14 protein-coding genes are annotated in these 15,923 nt (G+C 74.0%); all 14 read left to right on the top strand.

The annotated features are described in order from the left end of the window. On the top strand, positions 1-1,815 hold a 1,815-nt coding region (locus tag AC1DQC_RS19275), incomplete at its 5' end, for a peptidoglycan D,D-transpeptidase FtsI family protein (RefSeq protein WP_477052846.1). Positions 1,816-1,875: 60 nt separating this feature from the next. Next, positions 1,876-3,441, top strand: a complete 1,566-nt coding sequence (locus AC1DQC_RS19270; protein ID WP_477052845.1) for a UDP-N-acetylmuramoyl-L-alanyl-D-glutamate--2,6-diaminopimelate ligase — start codon at positions 1,876-1,878, stop codon at positions 3,439-3,441. Then, on the top strand, positions 3,438-4,886 hold the full coding sequence (locus AC1DQC_RS19265) for a UDP-N-acetylmuramoyl-tripeptide--D-alanyl-D-alanine ligase (RefSeq protein ID WP_477052844.1): 1,449 nt from the start codon (positions 3,438-3,440) through the stop codon (positions 4,884-4,886). Before AC1DQC_RS19270 ends, AC1DQC_RS19265 begins: the two co-directional genes overlap by 4 nt. Then, complete coding sequence (gene mraY, locus AC1DQC_RS19260; protein ID WP_477052843.1) at positions 4,883-5,965, top strand: phospho-N-acetylmuramoyl-pentapeptide-transferase; 1,083 nt, start codon at positions 4,883-4,885, stop codon at positions 5,963-5,965. The genes AC1DQC_RS19265 and mraY overlap by 4 nt, the downstream gene beginning before the upstream one ends. Then, positions 5,966-7,402, top strand: coding sequence for a UDP-N-acetylmuramoyl-L-alanine--D-glutamate ligase (gene murD, locus AC1DQC_RS19255; RefSeq protein ID WP_477052842.1), 1,437 nt, complete (start codon positions 5,966-5,968; stop codon positions 7,400-7,402). It abuts the gene before it with no gap. Between the two features lie 22 nt (positions 7,403-7,424). Next, positions 7,425-8,663, top strand: coding sequence for a putative lipid II flippase FtsW (gene ftsW / locus AC1DQC_RS19250; RefSeq protein WP_477052841.1), 1,239 nt, complete (start codon positions 7,425-7,427; stop codon positions 8,661-8,663). Positions 8,664-8,673: 10 nt separating this feature from the next. Further along, entirely contained in the window at positions 8,674-9,792 is a 1,119-nt protein-coding gene (murG, locus tag AC1DQC_RS19245) for an undecaprenyldiphospho-muramoylpentapeptide beta-N-acetylglucosaminyltransferase (RefSeq protein ID WP_477052840.1), read from the top strand. Beyond that, on the top strand, positions 9,789-11,216 hold the full coding sequence (murC, locus tag AC1DQC_RS19240) for a UDP-N-acetylmuramate--L-alanine ligase (RefSeq protein WP_477052839.1): 1,428 nt from the start codon (positions 9,789-9,791) through the stop codon (positions 11,214-11,216). The genes murG and murC overlap by 4 nt, the downstream gene beginning before the upstream one ends. After that, positions 11,213-12,322, top strand: a complete 1,110-nt coding sequence (locus AC1DQC_RS19235) for a cell division protein FtsQ/DivIB (RefSeq protein ID WP_477052838.1) — start codon at positions 11,213-11,215, stop codon at positions 12,320-12,322. The genes murC and AC1DQC_RS19235 overlap by 4 nt, the downstream gene beginning before the upstream one ends. 209 nt (positions 12,323-12,531) lie before the next feature. After that, on the top strand, positions 12,532-13,794 hold the full coding sequence (gene ftsZ / locus AC1DQC_RS19230) for a cell division protein FtsZ (RefSeq protein WP_477052837.1): 1,263 nt from the start codon (positions 12,532-12,534) through the stop codon (positions 13,792-13,794). An 8-nt stretch (positions 13,795-13,802) separates the two neighbouring features. Then, positions 13,803-14,582, top strand: coding sequence for a peptidoglycan editing factor PgeF (gene pgeF / locus AC1DQC_RS19225; RefSeq protein WP_477052836.1), 780 nt, complete (start codon positions 13,803-13,805; stop codon positions 14,580-14,582). A gap of 152 nt (positions 14,583-14,734) precedes the next feature. Next, complete coding sequence (locus AC1DQC_RS19220) at positions 14,735-15,226, top strand: cell division protein SepF (RefSeq protein ID WP_477052835.1); 492 nt, start codon at positions 14,735-14,737, stop codon at positions 15,224-15,226. A gap of 3 nt (positions 15,227-15,229) precedes the next feature. After that, entirely contained in the window at positions 15,230-15,514 is a 285-nt protein-coding gene (locus AC1DQC_RS19215) for a YggT family protein (RefSeq protein WP_477052834.1), read from the top strand. A 129-nt stretch (positions 15,515-15,643) separates the two neighbouring features. After that, the coding region (locus AC1DQC_RS19210; RefSeq protein ID WP_477052833.1) for a DivIVA domain-containing protein at positions 15,644-15,923 on the top strand (280 nt) is incomplete at its 3' end.

Raw genomic sequence — 15,923 nt, 5'->3', positions numbered from 1 at the left:
GCGCCGAGCAACCGCGCGCCGGGCGCGGGCGTGCCCCGCCAGCGCACGGTCGTGGTCCCGCCGGGGACGCGCGGCGGACCGCCGGCCGGACCGGTGCAGCCCGGCTCGCGTCGCCGCATGGCCTTCCTCACCGCGCTCGTCGTCCTGGCGCTCGCCCTCTTCGGCGGGCGCCTGGTCTACGTCCAGGGGCTGAAGGGGTCGAGCATCGCGGAGCAGGCGCGCAACGCCCGGCTCACGTCGATCACGCTGCTCGGCGGCCGCGGCCAGATCACGGACGCCGACGGCAACCCGCTGGCCACGTCGGTCGAGCGCTACGACATCTCGGTGAACCAGAAGCTCATCGCGGGGTTCACGGGCACGACGAGCCCCGATGTGCCCGACGGGGCCGCGGGCGTGGCCGCGACGCTGGCACCGCTGCTCGGCATGAACGCCGCCGAGCTGGGCGGGTCGCTGGTCGGGGACCGGTCGTTCGTCTACATCCGCAAGGGCGTCCTGCCGGACGTCGCCCGGGAGATCCGCAAGCTCGGGATCAACGGCGTGAACGTCGACCGCGTGGCGGAGCGGGTGTACCCGAACAACACGCTCGCCGGGAACGTCATCGGCTTCGTCAACTCCAACGGGGTCGGCCTCGCCGGCCTCGAGGCGTCCCTCGACCAGCGCCTCACCGGCACGGCCGGCAGCGAGACCTACGAGCGCGGTCGCAAGGGTCAGGCCATCCCCGGCGGGTACACCAAGGACACGCCGGCCCGGCAGGGCGACTCGGTGCAGCTGACGATCAAGTCGGACATCCAGTGGAAGGCGCAGTCGGCGCTCGACGCGCAGGTGGCGGCCACCGGGTCGGACTCGGGCTCGCTCATCGCCGTCGACGTCAAGACCGGCGAGATCTACGCGCTCGCGGACTCGGGCTCCGTCGACCCCAACCACCCGGGCGAGGCCTCGGGCTCGCTGTCCAGCGCCGTCTCGGACGTGTTCGAGCCGGGCTCCACGGGCAAGGTCATCACGATGTCGGCCATCCTCGAGAACCACGTCGCGGACCCGCTGTCGCAGTGGGAGGTGCCGTACCAGTACACGACCGAGAACAACCAGACGTTCAAGGACTCGCACGAGCACGGTCTGCTCCACCTGACCACGACGGGCGTGCTGGCGGAGTCGTCGAACACCGGCACCGTGATGATCGGCCAGAACCTGCCGGCCCAGACGCGGTACGACTACATGGCGAAGTTCGGGTTCGGCGCCAAGACCGGGATCGAGATGCCGGGGGAGTCCAACGGCATCCTCCACCCGGTCGACGCCTGGGACGGGCGCACCAAGTACGCCGTCCTCTTCGGGCAAGGCGTGTCGGTCACCGCGATCCAGGCCACCCAGGTGTTCGCGACGATCGCCAACGGCGGCGTGCGGGTGCAGCCGCACATCATCAAGGGCTGGACGTCGCCCGACGGCACCTACACGCCGGTCGCCCCGGCGGCCAAGACGCAGGTGGTCTCGCCCGAGACGGCCAAGACGGTGCTCACCATGATGCAGAGCGTCGTCGACGACGGCACGGGCTCCAGCGCCGCGATCCCCGGCTACCAGGTGGCCGGCAAGACGGGCACCGCCGAGAACTGGTCGAAGGGCATCACCGCGTCGTTCATCGGCGTCGCGCCCGCGGACGACCCGCGCATCGCCGTCGCCGTGATCCTGCACAACCCGAGGACGTCCATCTACGGCGGCACCGTCGCCGCTCCGGTCTTCTCGGACGTGGCCGGCTACACGCTGAGCGAGCTCGGCGTGGCCCCCTCGGGCACCACCGGCACGCTGTTCCCGACGACGTGGTGAGCGGGTCGTGACCGCCCCCGACCGGACGTCCGGTTCCGCCGTCCGGGGTAGATTCTCCCCATGACGACCCCCGCCCGGATGCGCCCCCTGCATCCCGCGGCCCACCGGGTCGCCGACCTCGTCTCGACGTTCGGGCTGGTCTCGCGGGGGCTGCCGCTGCCGGCCGATGCCGTCCTGACCGGGGTGACGCTCGCCAGCGGCGACGTCGAGCCCGGTGACGTCTTCGTCGCCGTGGCCGGCTTCAAGGTGCACGGTGCCGCCTATGCCGCGCAGGCGGTGGATGCGGGCGCTGTGGCCGTGCTCACGGACGAGGCCGGCCTCGCGCACCTGGCGGACGCCGGTCTCACCGAGCGCGTCGCCGTGCTAGTCGCCGACGACCCCCGGGCGATCGCAGGCCCGGTGGCCGCCTGGGCGCACGACCTGCCCGGCGAGCGGCTCGTGACGGTCGGCGTGACCGGGACCAACGGCAAGACCACGACGACCTACTTCCTGGACGCCGCGCTGCGCGCCGCGCACGCGACCACGGCCGTGCTCGGCACGGTCGAGCTCCGGATCGGCCAGGACGCCGTGGAGAGCCCGCGCACGACGGTCGAGGCGCCCGCGCTGCAGGCGATCCTGGCGCTGGCCCTGGAGCGGGGCGCGACCGCGATGGCCACCGAGGTGTCGTCGCACGCGCTGGCACTCGGTCGCGTCCGCGGCCTGGAGTTCGACGTCGTGGGCTTCACCAACCTGCAGCGCGACCACCTCGACTTCCACGGCGACATGGAGGGCTACTTCCGCGACAAGTCCCGGCTGTTCGCCGTCGGTCAGGCCCGGCGCGGGGTCGTCGTGGTGGACGACGAGTGGGGCCGCCGGCTCGCCGCCGAGTCGCCGATCCCGGTCGAGACGCTCGCCACGCAGGTCGGGCAGGACGCCGACTGGGCCGTGGTCGCCGCGGACATCGGGCTGGACGGCGTGGGGTCGAGCTTCACGCTGCGCGGCCCGGACGGCGTCGAGCACGCCGCCGTCAGCCCCCTGCCCGGCAGGGTCAACGTCTCCAACGCCGCGCTGGCCGTCGTGCTCGCGCACGCGGCGGGCGTGGACCTCGACGCGGCGATCGCCGCCGTGGCCGTCGCGCACGAGATCCCGGGTCGCATGGAGCGCGTGATCGAGCGCGGCGACGGGTTCCCGCTCGCCATCGTCGACTACGCGCACACGCCCGACGCCCTGGTCCTGGCGCTCGAGGCGGTCCGCCCGATCACGCCCGGACGGCTCGTGATCGTGTTCGGCTCGGACGGCGACCGCGACCAGGGCAAGCGCCCGATCATGGGCGAGATCGCCGCCCGGCTGGCCGACGTGATCGTCGTCACCGACGAGAACCCGCGTTCCGAGGAGCCGTCGGCCATCCGATCCGCCATCCTCGACGGGGTCCGGTCGCAGCGACCGGACATGGTCGACGTGCACGAGGCCACCAGCCGCGCGCAGGCCATCCGCGACGCCCTCGACCTCGCCGCCGAGCAGGACACCGTGATCATCACGGGCAAGGGCCACGAACCGACACAGGAGATCGCCGGGGTGTTCCACCGGTACAACGACCGTGACGTGCTGATCGCCGCACGCCTCACCCGTCAGGAGCAGCACGCGTGATCGCCCTCACCGCGGCCGAGATCGCGGCCGCGACCGGTGGCGTGCTGCGCGGAGCGGCGGCCACGGACCCGGCGCTCGTCGTGAGCGGCCCGGTCGTCGTCGACTCGCGGGACGACGTCACCGGCGGCCTGTTCGTCGCGCTCCCCGGTGAGCACGTGGACGGCCACGACTACGCCGCCGTGGCTGTCGCCGGGGGCGCCGCGCTCGTGCTCGCGGCCCGCGACGTCGTCGGCGCCGGCGGCGCGGTGCTGCCGAGCGTCGTCGTCGGCGACGTCGAGCGCGCGCTGGGCGACCTCGCGCGCGTGGTGCTCGAGCGCCTCCGCGAGGCGTCCCACGAGCCCGGCGGCAGCGAGCTGCGCGTCGTCGGCATCACGGGTTCGGTGGGCAAGACGACCACCAAGGACCTGCTCGCGCAGCTCTGCGGCACCGTCGGTCCGACCATCGCCCCCGTGCGGTCCTTCAACAACGAGATCGGGCTGCCGCTGACGGTGCTGCGCGCCGACGAGTCGACTCGGTTCCTCGTGCTCGAGATGGGTGCCAGCGGTCCTGGCCACCTCACCTACCTCACGGACATCGCGCCGCCCGACGTGGCCGTGGTCCTCATCGTCGGGCACGCGCACCTGGGCGGCTTCGGCGGCATCGACGCGGTCGCCGTGGCCAAGTCCGAGATCGTGCAGGGCCTCGTCTCCGACGGCGTCGCCGTGCTCAACGCCGACGACCCGCGCGTGTCCGCCATGGCGTCGCTCGCGCCCGGGGACGTCGTCACGTTCGGCGCCGCTCCGCAGGCGACGGTCGGGGTCCGCGACGTGCACCTCGACCGGGCCGGCCGCGCGCGGTTCACCCTGGTGGACCGGGTGGGCGACCGCACCGCCGACGTGGAGCTGCGGCTCGTCGGCGAGCACCACGTGCACAACGCACTCGCCGCGGCCGCCGCCGCGCTGGCCGTCGGCCTGGACCTCGACCAGGTGGCCGCGGGGCTCAGTGCGGCCGACGCGCTGAGCCCGCACCGCATGCACGTGGTCGACCGCCCGGACGGTGTGACGATCGTCGACGACTCCTACAACGCGAACCCGGACTCGATGCGCGCGGCCCTCAAGGCGCTCGCCGTCCTGGCCGGCCGCGACCGACGGTCGATCGCGGTCCTGGGCGAGATGCTCGAGCTGGGCCCCGGTGCGCGCGAGGCGCACGACGCGATCGGCCGTCTCTGCGTGCGCCTCAACATCGGCCTGACGATCGTGGTCGGCGAGGGCGCGCGGGGGATCCGCGACGGCGCCAACCACGAGGGCTCGTGGGGCGACGAGGTCGTGCTCGCCGACGACCTGGCCGTGGCCACCGCATTCCTGGAGAGCGAGCTGCGACCCGGTGACGTGGTCCTGGTGAAGTCGTCGTACGGCGCCGGCCTCTGGCAGCTGGGCGACGCGCTCGTGGCCGGGGGCGCCCGATGAGAGCGGTCCTGATCTCGGGCGGCCTGGCGATGCTCATCGCCCTGCTGGGCACCCCCTTGTTCATCCGGTACCTGGTGCACAAGCAGTACGGGCAGTTCATCCGGCAGGACGGGCCCACCGCGCACTTCACCAAGCGTGGTACGCCGACCATGGGCGGCGTCGTCATCATCGCCGCGACCCTGCTGGGGTGGGTAGGCGGCCTCATCGTCACGGGGAAGGTACCCAGCGCGTCGGCCGTCCTCGTGCTGTTCCTCATGACCGGGCTGGGGATCGTCGGGTTCCTCGACGACTTCATCAAGATCTCCCGGCAGCGCAGCCTCGGGCTCAAGGCCCGGTGGAAGATCCTCGGGCAGGGCATCGTCGGCGTCACGTTCGCGATCGCCGCGCTGCAGTTCCCCAACGACCAGTTCCGCACGCCCGCCTCCACGCGGATCTCGTTCATCCGCGACACCAACCTGGACTTGGCCTTCTGGGGCGTGACGCTCGGGATCATCCTGTTCGTCGTCTGGGCCAACTTCCTCATCACGGCCTGGTCCAATGCGGTCAACCTCACCGACGGGCTCGACGGCCTGGCCACGGGCGTCTCGCTCATCGTGTTCGGCGCGTACGTGATCGTCGGGGTGTGGCAGTCCAACCAGAGCTGTCAGGTCCTGGCGACCGCGGGTCCGCGCTGCTACGAGGCGCGCGACCCGCGGGACCTCGCGGTCGTGGCGGCGGCCATCACGGGCGCCTGCTTCGGGTTCCTGTGGTGGAACGCGAGCCCCGCCAAGATCTTCATGGGCGACACGGGCTCGCTCGCGCTGGGCGGCGCGCTCGCCGGCCTGTCGATCCTGTCCCGCACCGAGATCCTGGCCGCGATCATCGGCGGCCTGTTCGTCCTCGAGGTGCTCTCCGACGTCATCCAGATCGGGTTCTTCAAGCTGACCCGAAGACGCGTGTTCAAGATGGCACCGCTGCACCACCACTTCGAGCTCTCGGGCTGGGGTGAGGTGACGATCGTCATCCGGTTCTGGATCATCGCCGGGCTGTTCGTCGCCCTCGGCGTGGGCATCTTCTACGCGGAGTGGGTGGCCGGCTAGGTGTCCGAGCTCGTGCTGGAGGGCGCCCTCGTGGTCGTCGCCGGGCTCGGGGTCTCGGGGCGTGCGGCGGTCGAGGTGCTCGCGTCCCGTGGTGCCCGCGTGGTCCCGGTCGACGACCTCGCCGACGACGTGATCGGCTCGGCAGAGCTGCTCGAGGGGACGGTGCTGGACCGCGCCGACCTCGTCGTCGCCTCGCCCGGGCTGCCGCCGCACCACCCGTTGCTCGCGGCGGCCCTCGAGCGCGGCGTGCCCGTCTGGAGCGAGGTCGAGCTGGCGTGGCACGTGCGCGTCGACCGCGTGGCCGGCGGCGGTCCCGCGCCGTGGCTCGCGGTGACGGGCACCAACGGCAAGACCACGACGGTCGGCATGCTGGAGTCGATCCTGCGGGCGGCGGGCCAGAACGCGGTCGCCGTCGGCAACGTCGGCACCCCCGTGGTCCTCGCGGCCACGGACCCGACCCTCGACGTCCTCGCCGTGGAGCTGTCCAGCTTCCAGCTGCACTTCACGCACTCGATGTCGGCGCAGGCAGCTGCTGTGCTCAACGTCGCGCCCGACCACCTCGACTGGCACGGGTCGCTCGACGCGTACGCCGCCGACAAGGGCCGCATCTTCGAGCACGCGCAGGTGGCGTGCGTGTACAACCTGGCCGATCCCACCACCGAGTCGCTCGTGCGCGAGGCTGACGTGGTCGACGGCGCGGTCGCCGTGGGCTTCACCCTGGGCACCCCGCTGGTCGGGCAGGTCGGCCTCGTCGAGGACGTGCTGGTGGACCGCGGGTTCGCCCGCCTGCGGCACACGCACGCCGCGGAGCTCGGCACCCTCGACGACCTGGTGCAGCTGGCCGGTCCCGACGGCACCGTCCCGCCGCACGTCGTCGCGAACGCGCTGGCCGCCGCCGCGCTGGCCCTGGCGCACGACGTGCCGCCCGCGGCGATCCGCGCCGGGCTGCGCGCCTACGGCCCCGGCGAGCACCGGCTGGCCACGGTCGCGGTGGTCGACGGCGTCGCCTACGTCGACGACTCGAAGGCGACCAACGCGCACGCGGCCGCCGCGGCGCTCGGCGCGTTCGCGCCGGGCAGCGTCGTCTGGGTCGCGGGCGGCCTGGCCAAGGGAGCCCAGTTCGACGAGCTCGTCGCCGCACGGCGCGACCGGCTGCGCGGGGTGGTCCTCATTGGCGTCGACCGCGCACCGTTGCGTGAGGCACTCGCCCGACACGCACCCGAGGTCCCCGTGGTCGAGGTCGACGCCGGTGAGACTGGCTCGGTGATGACCCGCGCCGTGCTCGAGGCTGGACGGCTCGCCGCGACGGCCCCGTCGGGCGAGGCCGTCACCGTGCTGCTCGCCCCCGCCTGCGCGTCGATGGACCAGTTCGCGTCGTACGCCGCGCGTGGTGAGGAGTTCGCCGCTGCCGTGCGGGCGCTCGGCGGGGACGCGTGAGGCGCGCAGAAGGGACACCGGGATGACCGCGACCGCACCGCGCACCCGCGCGCCCCGCGCCGACGAGCCCGCCGCCGGCTCCCTGCTCGGCCAGTGGAACAGCGCGGTGACCAGCTACTACGTGCTGCTCGGCGCGACGGCCCTGCTGCTGGTGATCGGCCTGGTCATGGTGCTGTCGAGCTCGAGCGTCGAGTCGCTCGACGACGGGCACTCGCCGTACGCCGTGTTCCTCGACCAGGCCAAGTACGCGCTGATCGGCCTGCCGCTCCTGCTCGGGCTCTCGCGCGCGCCGGTGAAGTTCTTCCAGGCGATCGCCTGGCCCGCCCTGGCCGTCGCGATCGCGTTCCAGCTCACCGTGTTCACGCCGCTGGGCTGCGGCGCGGGCGGCAACCAGAACTGGGTCTGCCTCGGCGGCCTCTCGGCGCAGCCGTCCGAGACCATCAAGCTGGCCCTCGCCATCTGGCTCGGCGCGGTGCTGGCGCGCAAGCTCCCGCTGCTGCGGGAGTGGAAGCACGCCCTGATCCCCGCGGTCCCGGTGGCGGGCATCGCGATCCTCGTCGTCCTGGCGGGCCACGACCTGGGCACCGCGCTCGTCCTCATCCTGCTGGTGGCCGGCGCGTTGTTCGTCGCCGGGGTGCCCATGCGGATGTTCGGGCTCGCCGCCGTGCTCGCCGGGGGCGTCACCACGCTGCTCACCGTGACCAGCGACAACCGCAAGGACCGCATCCTCAGCTGGCTGTCGGACGAGTGCGACTCCGCGGGCGCCTGCTACCAGACGCTGCACGGCGGCTGGGGGCTGGCGAGCGGCGGCTGGGGCGGTCTCGGGCTCGGCGAGAGCCGGGAGAAGTGGGCGTACCTGCCGGCCGCGCACAACGACTTCATCTTCGCGATCCTCGGCGAGGAGCTCGGGCTCATCGGCACGCTGCTGGTGCTGGGCCTGTTCGGCCTGCTGGCGTTCGCCATGATCCGCGTCATCCGCCGCCACCCCGACCCCTTCGTGCAGATCACCACGGGCGCCATCCTCTTCTGGGTGATCGGCCAGGCGCTGGTGAACATCGCCGTCGTCATCGGCCTCGCCCCCGTGATCGGGATCCCGCTCCCGCTCGTGTCCGCCGGAGGGTCCGCGCTGATCATGACGATGGCCGCGCTGGGCGTGCTCATCGCCTTCGCGCGCTCGGAACCGGGCGCCGCGGAGGCCCTCGCCGCGCGCCCGAGCGTCGTGCGTCGGTCGCTGGCCGTGATCGGGCGGTCCCGTGGCTGAGGGACGCCCGGTGCCGAGCGTTCTCCTCGCGGGCGGCGGCACCGCGGGCCACGTCAACCCCCTGCTCGCGGTCGCCGACGAGCTGCGGCGGCGCCACCCGAACGCACGCCTGACAGTGCTGGGCACGACAGAGGGCCTCGAGGCGCGACTGGTGCCCGAGCACGGGCTGCCGCTCGCGGTGGTGCCGCGTGTGCCGCTCCCGCGCCGCCCGACCCTCGACTGGTTCCGGCTGCCCGTGCGGCTGCGTGACGCCGTGCGTGCTGCGGGCACCGCGATCGACGAGTCCGGCGCCCAGGTGGTGGTCGGCTTCGGCGGGTACGTCGCGACGCCCGCCTACCTCGCCGCCCGGAGCCGGGGAATCCCCGTCGTCATCCACGAGCAGAACGCGCGCCCGGGCCTGGCCAACCGGCTCGGCGCCCGCTGGGCGAGGTCCGTCGCCATCACCTTCCCCGGCACCGCGCTGCGGGGCGCGCAGCTCACCGGGCTGCCGCTGCGCGCGCCGATCGCCCGGCTGGCGGACGAGCTCGCCCGCGACCGCGCCGGCACCCGCGCCGCCGCCGCCGCGCAGCTYGGCCTCGACGCCGACCGACCCACGCTGCTGGTGAGCGGGGGCTCGCTCGGCGCCGTGAGCGTCAACACCGCCGTCGCCGGGGCCGCGGCCGACCTGCTCGCCGCGGGCGTCCAGGTCCTGCACCTCACCGGAGCCGGCAAGGCCGACGCCGTCCGCGCTGCACTTGAGGGTGTCCCGGGCTCGGAGGGTTACCACGTCCGCGAGTACCTCACCGAGATGCACCTCGCGCTGGCCGTCGCGGACGTCGTGGTCGGGCGCTCTGGCGCCGGCACGGTGTGCGAGCAGGCCGCGCTGGGCATCCCCGCGGTCTACGTCCCGCTGCCCGTCGGGAACGGTGAGCAGCGCCTCAACGCCGCGGCCGTCGTCGCGGCGGGTGGGGGTCTGCTGGTCGACGACGCCGATCTCGACCCGGCCTGGATCCGCGCGCACCTGCCCGTCCTGCTCGTCGGCGACGCGGCCACGGAGACCCGGCAGCGCATGAGCGCCGCCGCGGCCAGCGTCGGCGTTCGCGACGCCGCCGCCCGCGTCGCCCGGCTCGTCGAGGCGGAGCTGCCGTGACCGCGGCGACCGAGCTGCGCCCCGCCGATCTCGGCCGCGTGCACCTGGTCGGCGTCGGGGGCGCCGGCATGTCCGCCGTGGCTGCCCTGCTCGCCGCCCGCGGGCTGGTGGTCAGCGGTTCCGACGCCTCGGACGGCCCGGCCCTCCCGGCGCTGCGGGCCGCCGGCGTCGACGTGCACGTGGGCCACGACGCCGCCCTGGTCGACGGCGTCGACACGCTCGTGGTCTCGTCGGCGGTCCGGGAGACCAACCCCGAGCTCGCTCGCGCCCGGGCCCTCGGGCTGCGGGTGCTGCACCGCTCGGAGGCACTCGCGGCGCTCATGGTCGACCGGGACGCGGTCGCCGTGGCGGGCGCGCACGGCAAGACGACGACGTCGGCGATGATCGCGACCGCCCTCCTGCACGCGGGCGCCGACCCGTCGTTCGCCATCGGCGGCACGGTCTTCTCCGCCGAGGGACCGCTCGGCGGCGGGCGCGACGGTGCCGGTCCGGCCTTCGTCGCGGAGGCCGACGAGTCGGACGGCTCCTTCCTCGCGTACGCCCCGCTCGTGGCGGTGGTCACCAACGTCGAGCCCGACCACCTGGACCACTACGGCTCGGCCGAGGCGTTCGAGGACGCCTTCGTCGCGTTCGCGGGCCGGATCCGGCCGGGCGGAACGCTCGTGGCCTGTGCCGACGACGCGGGCGCGGTCCGCCTGGTCGAGCGGGTGCGCGACACGCTCGCACGGCGTGACGTCACGGTGGTGACGTACGGGACGTCGCCCGACGCCGACGTGCGGGTGGGCGCTCTCTCGGCCGACGGCGATCGCTGGGCGTTCGACCTGACGACGCCGCAGGGCACGGAGACGGTCCGGCTCGCGGCCGCCGGCGCGCACAACGCGCTCAACGCGGCGGCCGCGTGGGCAGCCGTGCGCCGGCTCGGCGTGGCGAGCCCGGCCGACGGCCTCGCGGCGTTCCGCGGCACGGGTCGACGGTTCGAGGACCGCGGCACCGCCGGGGGCGTGCGGGTGGTCGACGACTACGCGCACCACCCGACCGAGGTCGCGGCCGTGCTCCGGGCCGCGCGCTCCGTGGTCGGCGACGGCCGCGTGGTCGTGCTGTTCCAGCCGCACCTGTACTCGCGCACCCGGGCGTTCGCGGCCGAGTTCGGCGCCGCGTTCGACCTCGCGGACGCGGTCGTCGTGACGGACGTGTACGCCGCCCGAGAGGACCCCGACCCGGCCGTCACCGGCGCGCTGATCGTCGACCGCGTCCCGACGCCGGGCAAGGCGGTGTTCGTCGCCGACAAGGCGGAAGCCGCCCGTGTCGCGGCCGCCGCGGCGCGTCCGGGCGACCTGCTGCTCACGGTCGGGGCCGGGGACGTGACGCTGCTGGCGACGGTCGTCCTCGAGGAGCTCGCCGCCGCGGACGGACCCGGCGCATGAGCCCGTCGCGACCCACCGCCCCGCGCGACCCGGCACCCGGCCGCCCGACGGCCCCACGGCGGACCGCACCGCCGTCGCGCGCTGCGTCGCCGCCGCCGAGCGCGTCGCAGTCGTCGAAGGCTGCGCCGTCGACGCGAGCGGAGCCGTCGAAGCCGACCGCGTCGACGAAGCAGCCCGCCGCGTCGACGAAGCCCGTGGCGCGCACCAAGCCGGCCGCGCCGGCGAGCGCCCCGACGGGGACCGTCCCGGCCCAGCAGGACCGGTCGGACCCGGACTCCTTCGGTCGCGCCGTGACCACGTACAGCGCCGGGGGAGCCCGCCGCTACGCCGGTCCCGTCGCGCCGCCGGTCGTGTCGCCCAGCTCCGTCGCCCGGTTCGCCGAGCGCGCGCGAGCCCGGCGCAACCTCGCCCGGCGCCAGGTGGTCGTCGTCGCCGCGTCGGTGCTGGCGCTCGGCGCGCTGGTCTGGCTGCTGTTCTTCTCCCCGGTGCTCGCGCTCGACCCGGCGCTCGTGCAGGTCGAGGGCGCGGGGACGGTCGTGGCGGTGGACCAGGTGGTGGACGTCGTGGACGCGCACGCGGGCACGCCGCTGCCGCGGCTGGACACCGTGCGGCTGCGCGACGAGGTGCTCGACGTGCCGGGCGTCCGCGAGGCACGCGTGACGCGCGACTGGCCCCGGGGCCTGGCCGTCGTGCTGGTCGCGCGGGAGCCGGTCGCCGCGGTGCCGGAGCAGACGGGGGACTCGACGCACCCGGCGCCGGGCTACGCGCTGCTCGACATGGACGGCGTCCAGGTGGGCCGGGTCGACGCGGCGCCCGAAGGGCTGCCCGTCGTCGACGTGCCTGTGGGGGACAAGCGGACCCTCACGGCCGTGCTGAGCGTCCTCCAGCTGCTGCCGGCCGACCTGCTCGCGCAGGTGGCCGACGTCTCGGCGCACACGCAGGACACCGTGACGATGAAGCTGCGCGACGGCGTCGAGGTGGACTGGGGGAGCGCCCACCAGACCCCGCTGAAGATCGCCGTGCTGACGGCGCTGCGCGCCTCGCCGCAGGCGGCCGGCGCGACCGTCATCGACGTGTCGGCGCCGCGGCTGCCGATCACGAGGTGACTTTCCGCACCAACTCCCGACACGCGCGGCGCGGTCGTTGATCGCGGTCGTGGTGCCACCTAGCGTCACGCACTGACAGCACACCTGACATAACTATAACCCTCAAGTAGAGGGTGAAGGTTTCACCCCGACACCGTCCCGCCCGCAGGGGCGGGGGTCGGACCCCGCGGCCCAGGGCTGCGACCGGCACAGAACGAGAGGCACCCACCGTGGCAGCTCCGCAGAACTACCTGGCGGTCATCAAGGTCGTCGGCATCGGCGGCGGCGGCGTCAACGCCGTGAACCGCATGATCGAGGTCGGCCTCAAGGGTGTCGAGTTCATCGCCGTCAACACGGACGCCCAGGCCCTGCTGATGTCGGACGCCGACGTCAAGCTCGACGTCGGCCGCGAGCTGACGCGCGGCCTCGGCGCCGGCGCGGACCCCGAGGTGGGCAAGAAGGCCGCCGAGGACCACAAGGACGAGATCGAGGACGTCCTGCGCGGCGCGGACATGGTGTTCGTCACCGCGGGCGAGGGCGGCGGCACCGGGACCGGTGGCGCGCCCGTCGTGGCCCGCATCGCGCGGTCGCTCGGCGCGCTGACCATCGGCGTCGTCACCCGGCCGTTCACCTTCGAGGGCCGCCGCCGCTCGGTGCAGGCGGACTCGGGGATCGAGGCGCTGCGGGCCGAGGTCGACACCCTCATCGTCATCCCGAACGACCGCCTGCTGCAGATCTCGGACCGGTCGGTCTCGGTGCTCGACGCGTTCCACTCGGCGGACCAGGTGCTGCTGTCCGGCGTCCAGGGCATCACGGACCTCATCACCACCCCGGGCCTGATCAACCTCGACTTCGCCGACGTGAAGTCCGTCATGCAGGGTGCCGGCTCGGCCCTCATGGGCATCGGCTTCGCCCGCGGCGACGACCGCGCCGTGCAGGCCGCCGAGATGGCGATCTCCTCGCCGCTCCTCGAGGCCAGCATCGACGGCGCGCACGGCGTGCTGCTCTCGATCCAGGGCGGCTCCGACCTCGGGCTGTTCGAGATCAACGAGGCCGCGCGCCTCGTCCAGGAGGCCGCGCACCCCGAGGCGAACATCATCTTCGGCGCCGTGATCGACGACGCCCTCGGTGACGAGGTCCGCGTGACGGTCATCGCCGCCGGCTTCGACTCCGGCTCGCCCACGGTCCGTCGCGACGCGCGCGCGCTCGGTCAGGTCAGCGGCAACTCGGCGCGCCAGGTGCCCGCCGTCGCGCCGCAGGTGCCCACGCCGCGCCCGGTGCTCGACCCCGAGGAGCAGCTGGTGCCGGTCGGGTCCTACGCCCAGAACCGCGCCGCGGCCCCCGCGCAGCCCGACGTCCCGGCCTTCCTGTCCACCGAGGCGGAGCCCACGCCGATCACGGGTGCCCTCGAGGTGCCGCGGATCTTCACTGAGGACGCCGCGCGCCGCGACCGCGACCGCGACGAGCTGGACGTGCCGGACTTCCTCAAGTAGCCGCGCTCGTGTCCGGCGTCCGACCCGAGAGCGACCTCCCGCCCGTCGTCGAGGTCGACCTCGGCGCCGCCGTCCGGGCCGGGTTCAGCACGCGGGGCGGCGGCGTGAGCCGCCCGCCCTACGACGCGCTCAACCTCGGCAGCGCGGTCGGCGACGAACCCTGGGCCGTGCAGGAGAACCGGGTGCGTCTCGCCCGCTGGGCGGGCGCGCCGGTGGCGTACGCGACGCAGGTGCACGGGGCGGCGGTGCGGGTGCTGTCGGCGCCCCCCGAGGCCGGGGAGCTGTCCGTCGGTGAGGCCGACGCGCTGGTGTCGGTGTCGCCGACCGTGGCCGTCGCCGTGCTCGTCGCCGACTGCGTACCGGTCCTGCTGGCCGACCCGGACGCCGGGGTGGTGGCCGCCGTGCACGCCGGGCGTCGCGGGCTGGTGGGCGGAGTCGTCCAGGCCGCGGTGGCGGCGATGGTGGGTGAGGGCGCTGAGGTCGGTCGCATCCGGGCCGCCGTCGGACCCGCGATCGCCGGCGAGTCGTACGAGGTCCCGGCCGAGCTGCAGGACGAGGTCGTCGCCGTCGTGCCGCAGACGCGAGCCGCGACCTCGTGGGGCACGCCGGCGCTCGACCTGCCGGCCGGCGTGGTCGCGGTGCTGGGGTCCACGGGTGTCACTCGTGTCGTCGTGCACGCGCGGGACACGTGGACGGATCCCGCGCTCTTCTCGTTCCGGCGGTCGCCGCGCACCGGCCGGTTCGCCGGCGTCGTCCGGCCGGCACCCCAGGGGCCGGACGAATGGTGAATGCCGAGGCTGTCGGGCGTGTCGCAGCGCGTGCGGTTCGCGGCCGTTGCTAGCGTGACCGGCAGAGGGAGCCCCACCGTCGCCGAGTGACCACTCGGCAGCACCCAGGGCTCCGGGGTGGTCCGGAGAGATCCGGGGAGGGAGCCAAGGCGATGGCCGGAGCGCTGCGCAAGACGATGCTGTACCTCGGCCTGGCCGACGACCGGTCCGAGCACGAGGAGTACCTCGAGGAGTACGACGACCAGGAGGTCGCGGTGCCGCAGGAGTACGAGGCCCAGGTCACGCCGCTGCACCGGCCGACGCGGACGACGCTGCCCACGCAGGCCGCGCCGCAGACGCCCGTCGCCGGTGAGCTGCGCCGCATCACGACGATCCACCCGCGCTCGTACAACGACGCCCGCAAGATCGGCGAGGCGTTCCGCGAGGGCACCCCCGTGATCATGAACCTCACGGACATGGACGACGCCGACGCCAAGCGTCTCGTCGACTTCTCCGCGGGGCTCATCTTCGGCCTGCACGGCGCGATCGAGCGGGTGACCAGCAAGGTCTTCCTGCTCTCGCCGGCGCACGTCGAGGTGGCCGGGGAGGCCGCCGGTCCCGCGGCAGAGCCGCCGGCGCGCGCGGGCTTCTACAACCAGAGCTGACGCGTGCACCTCGTCGCGGCGCTGCTGTTCTACGTCGTCCTCGTCTTCTTCCTGCTGCTCCTGGTCCGCCTCGTGCTGGACTGGGTGCAGTTCTTCGCGCGCGACTGGAAGCCGTCCGGGATCGCCCTGGTGATCGCCGAGGTGACGTACTCGGTGACGGACCCACCGCTCAAGGCGTTGCGCCGGATCCTGCCGCCCGTGGGCATCGGATCCGTGCGGCTCGACCTCGCATTCTTGGTCCTTGTTCTCGGGTGTTCTGTCCTGATGTCCCTGCTCAGCCAGTTCTGAGTCGACGAACCACCCGTCCGTGGGCGTGTCGCAGGGACGTGCGCGCACCGCATTCTCCGCTACCGTGGCCCGAGGCGGTCGGTGGACTGCCGCCGGCCCGACCGAGCACTACCGACTGAGGTGATGACGATGGCTCTGCTGACCGCAGACGAGGTCTTGAACAAGAAGTTCCAGGCCACGAAGTTCCGCGAGGGCTACGACCAGGACGAGGTCGACGACTTCCTGGACGAGGTCGTCAACACGCTGCGCGAGGTGCAGGGTGAGAACGAGGAGCTGAAGACCAAGCTCGCCGCGGCCGAGCGCCGCATCGCCGAGCTGAGCAGGGCGGGCGCCCAGCAGGCCGCACCGGCCCCCAAGCCGGAGCCCACGCCCGAGCCGGCACCCGCGCCCGTCGCCGCCGCGCCCGTCG

The sequence above is a fragment of the Cellulomonas sp. P4_H12 genome (assembly GCF_056400905.1).
Note: the sequence above shows the minus strand (reverse complement) of the source record. Positions and strands in the feature narration are given on the sequence as shown.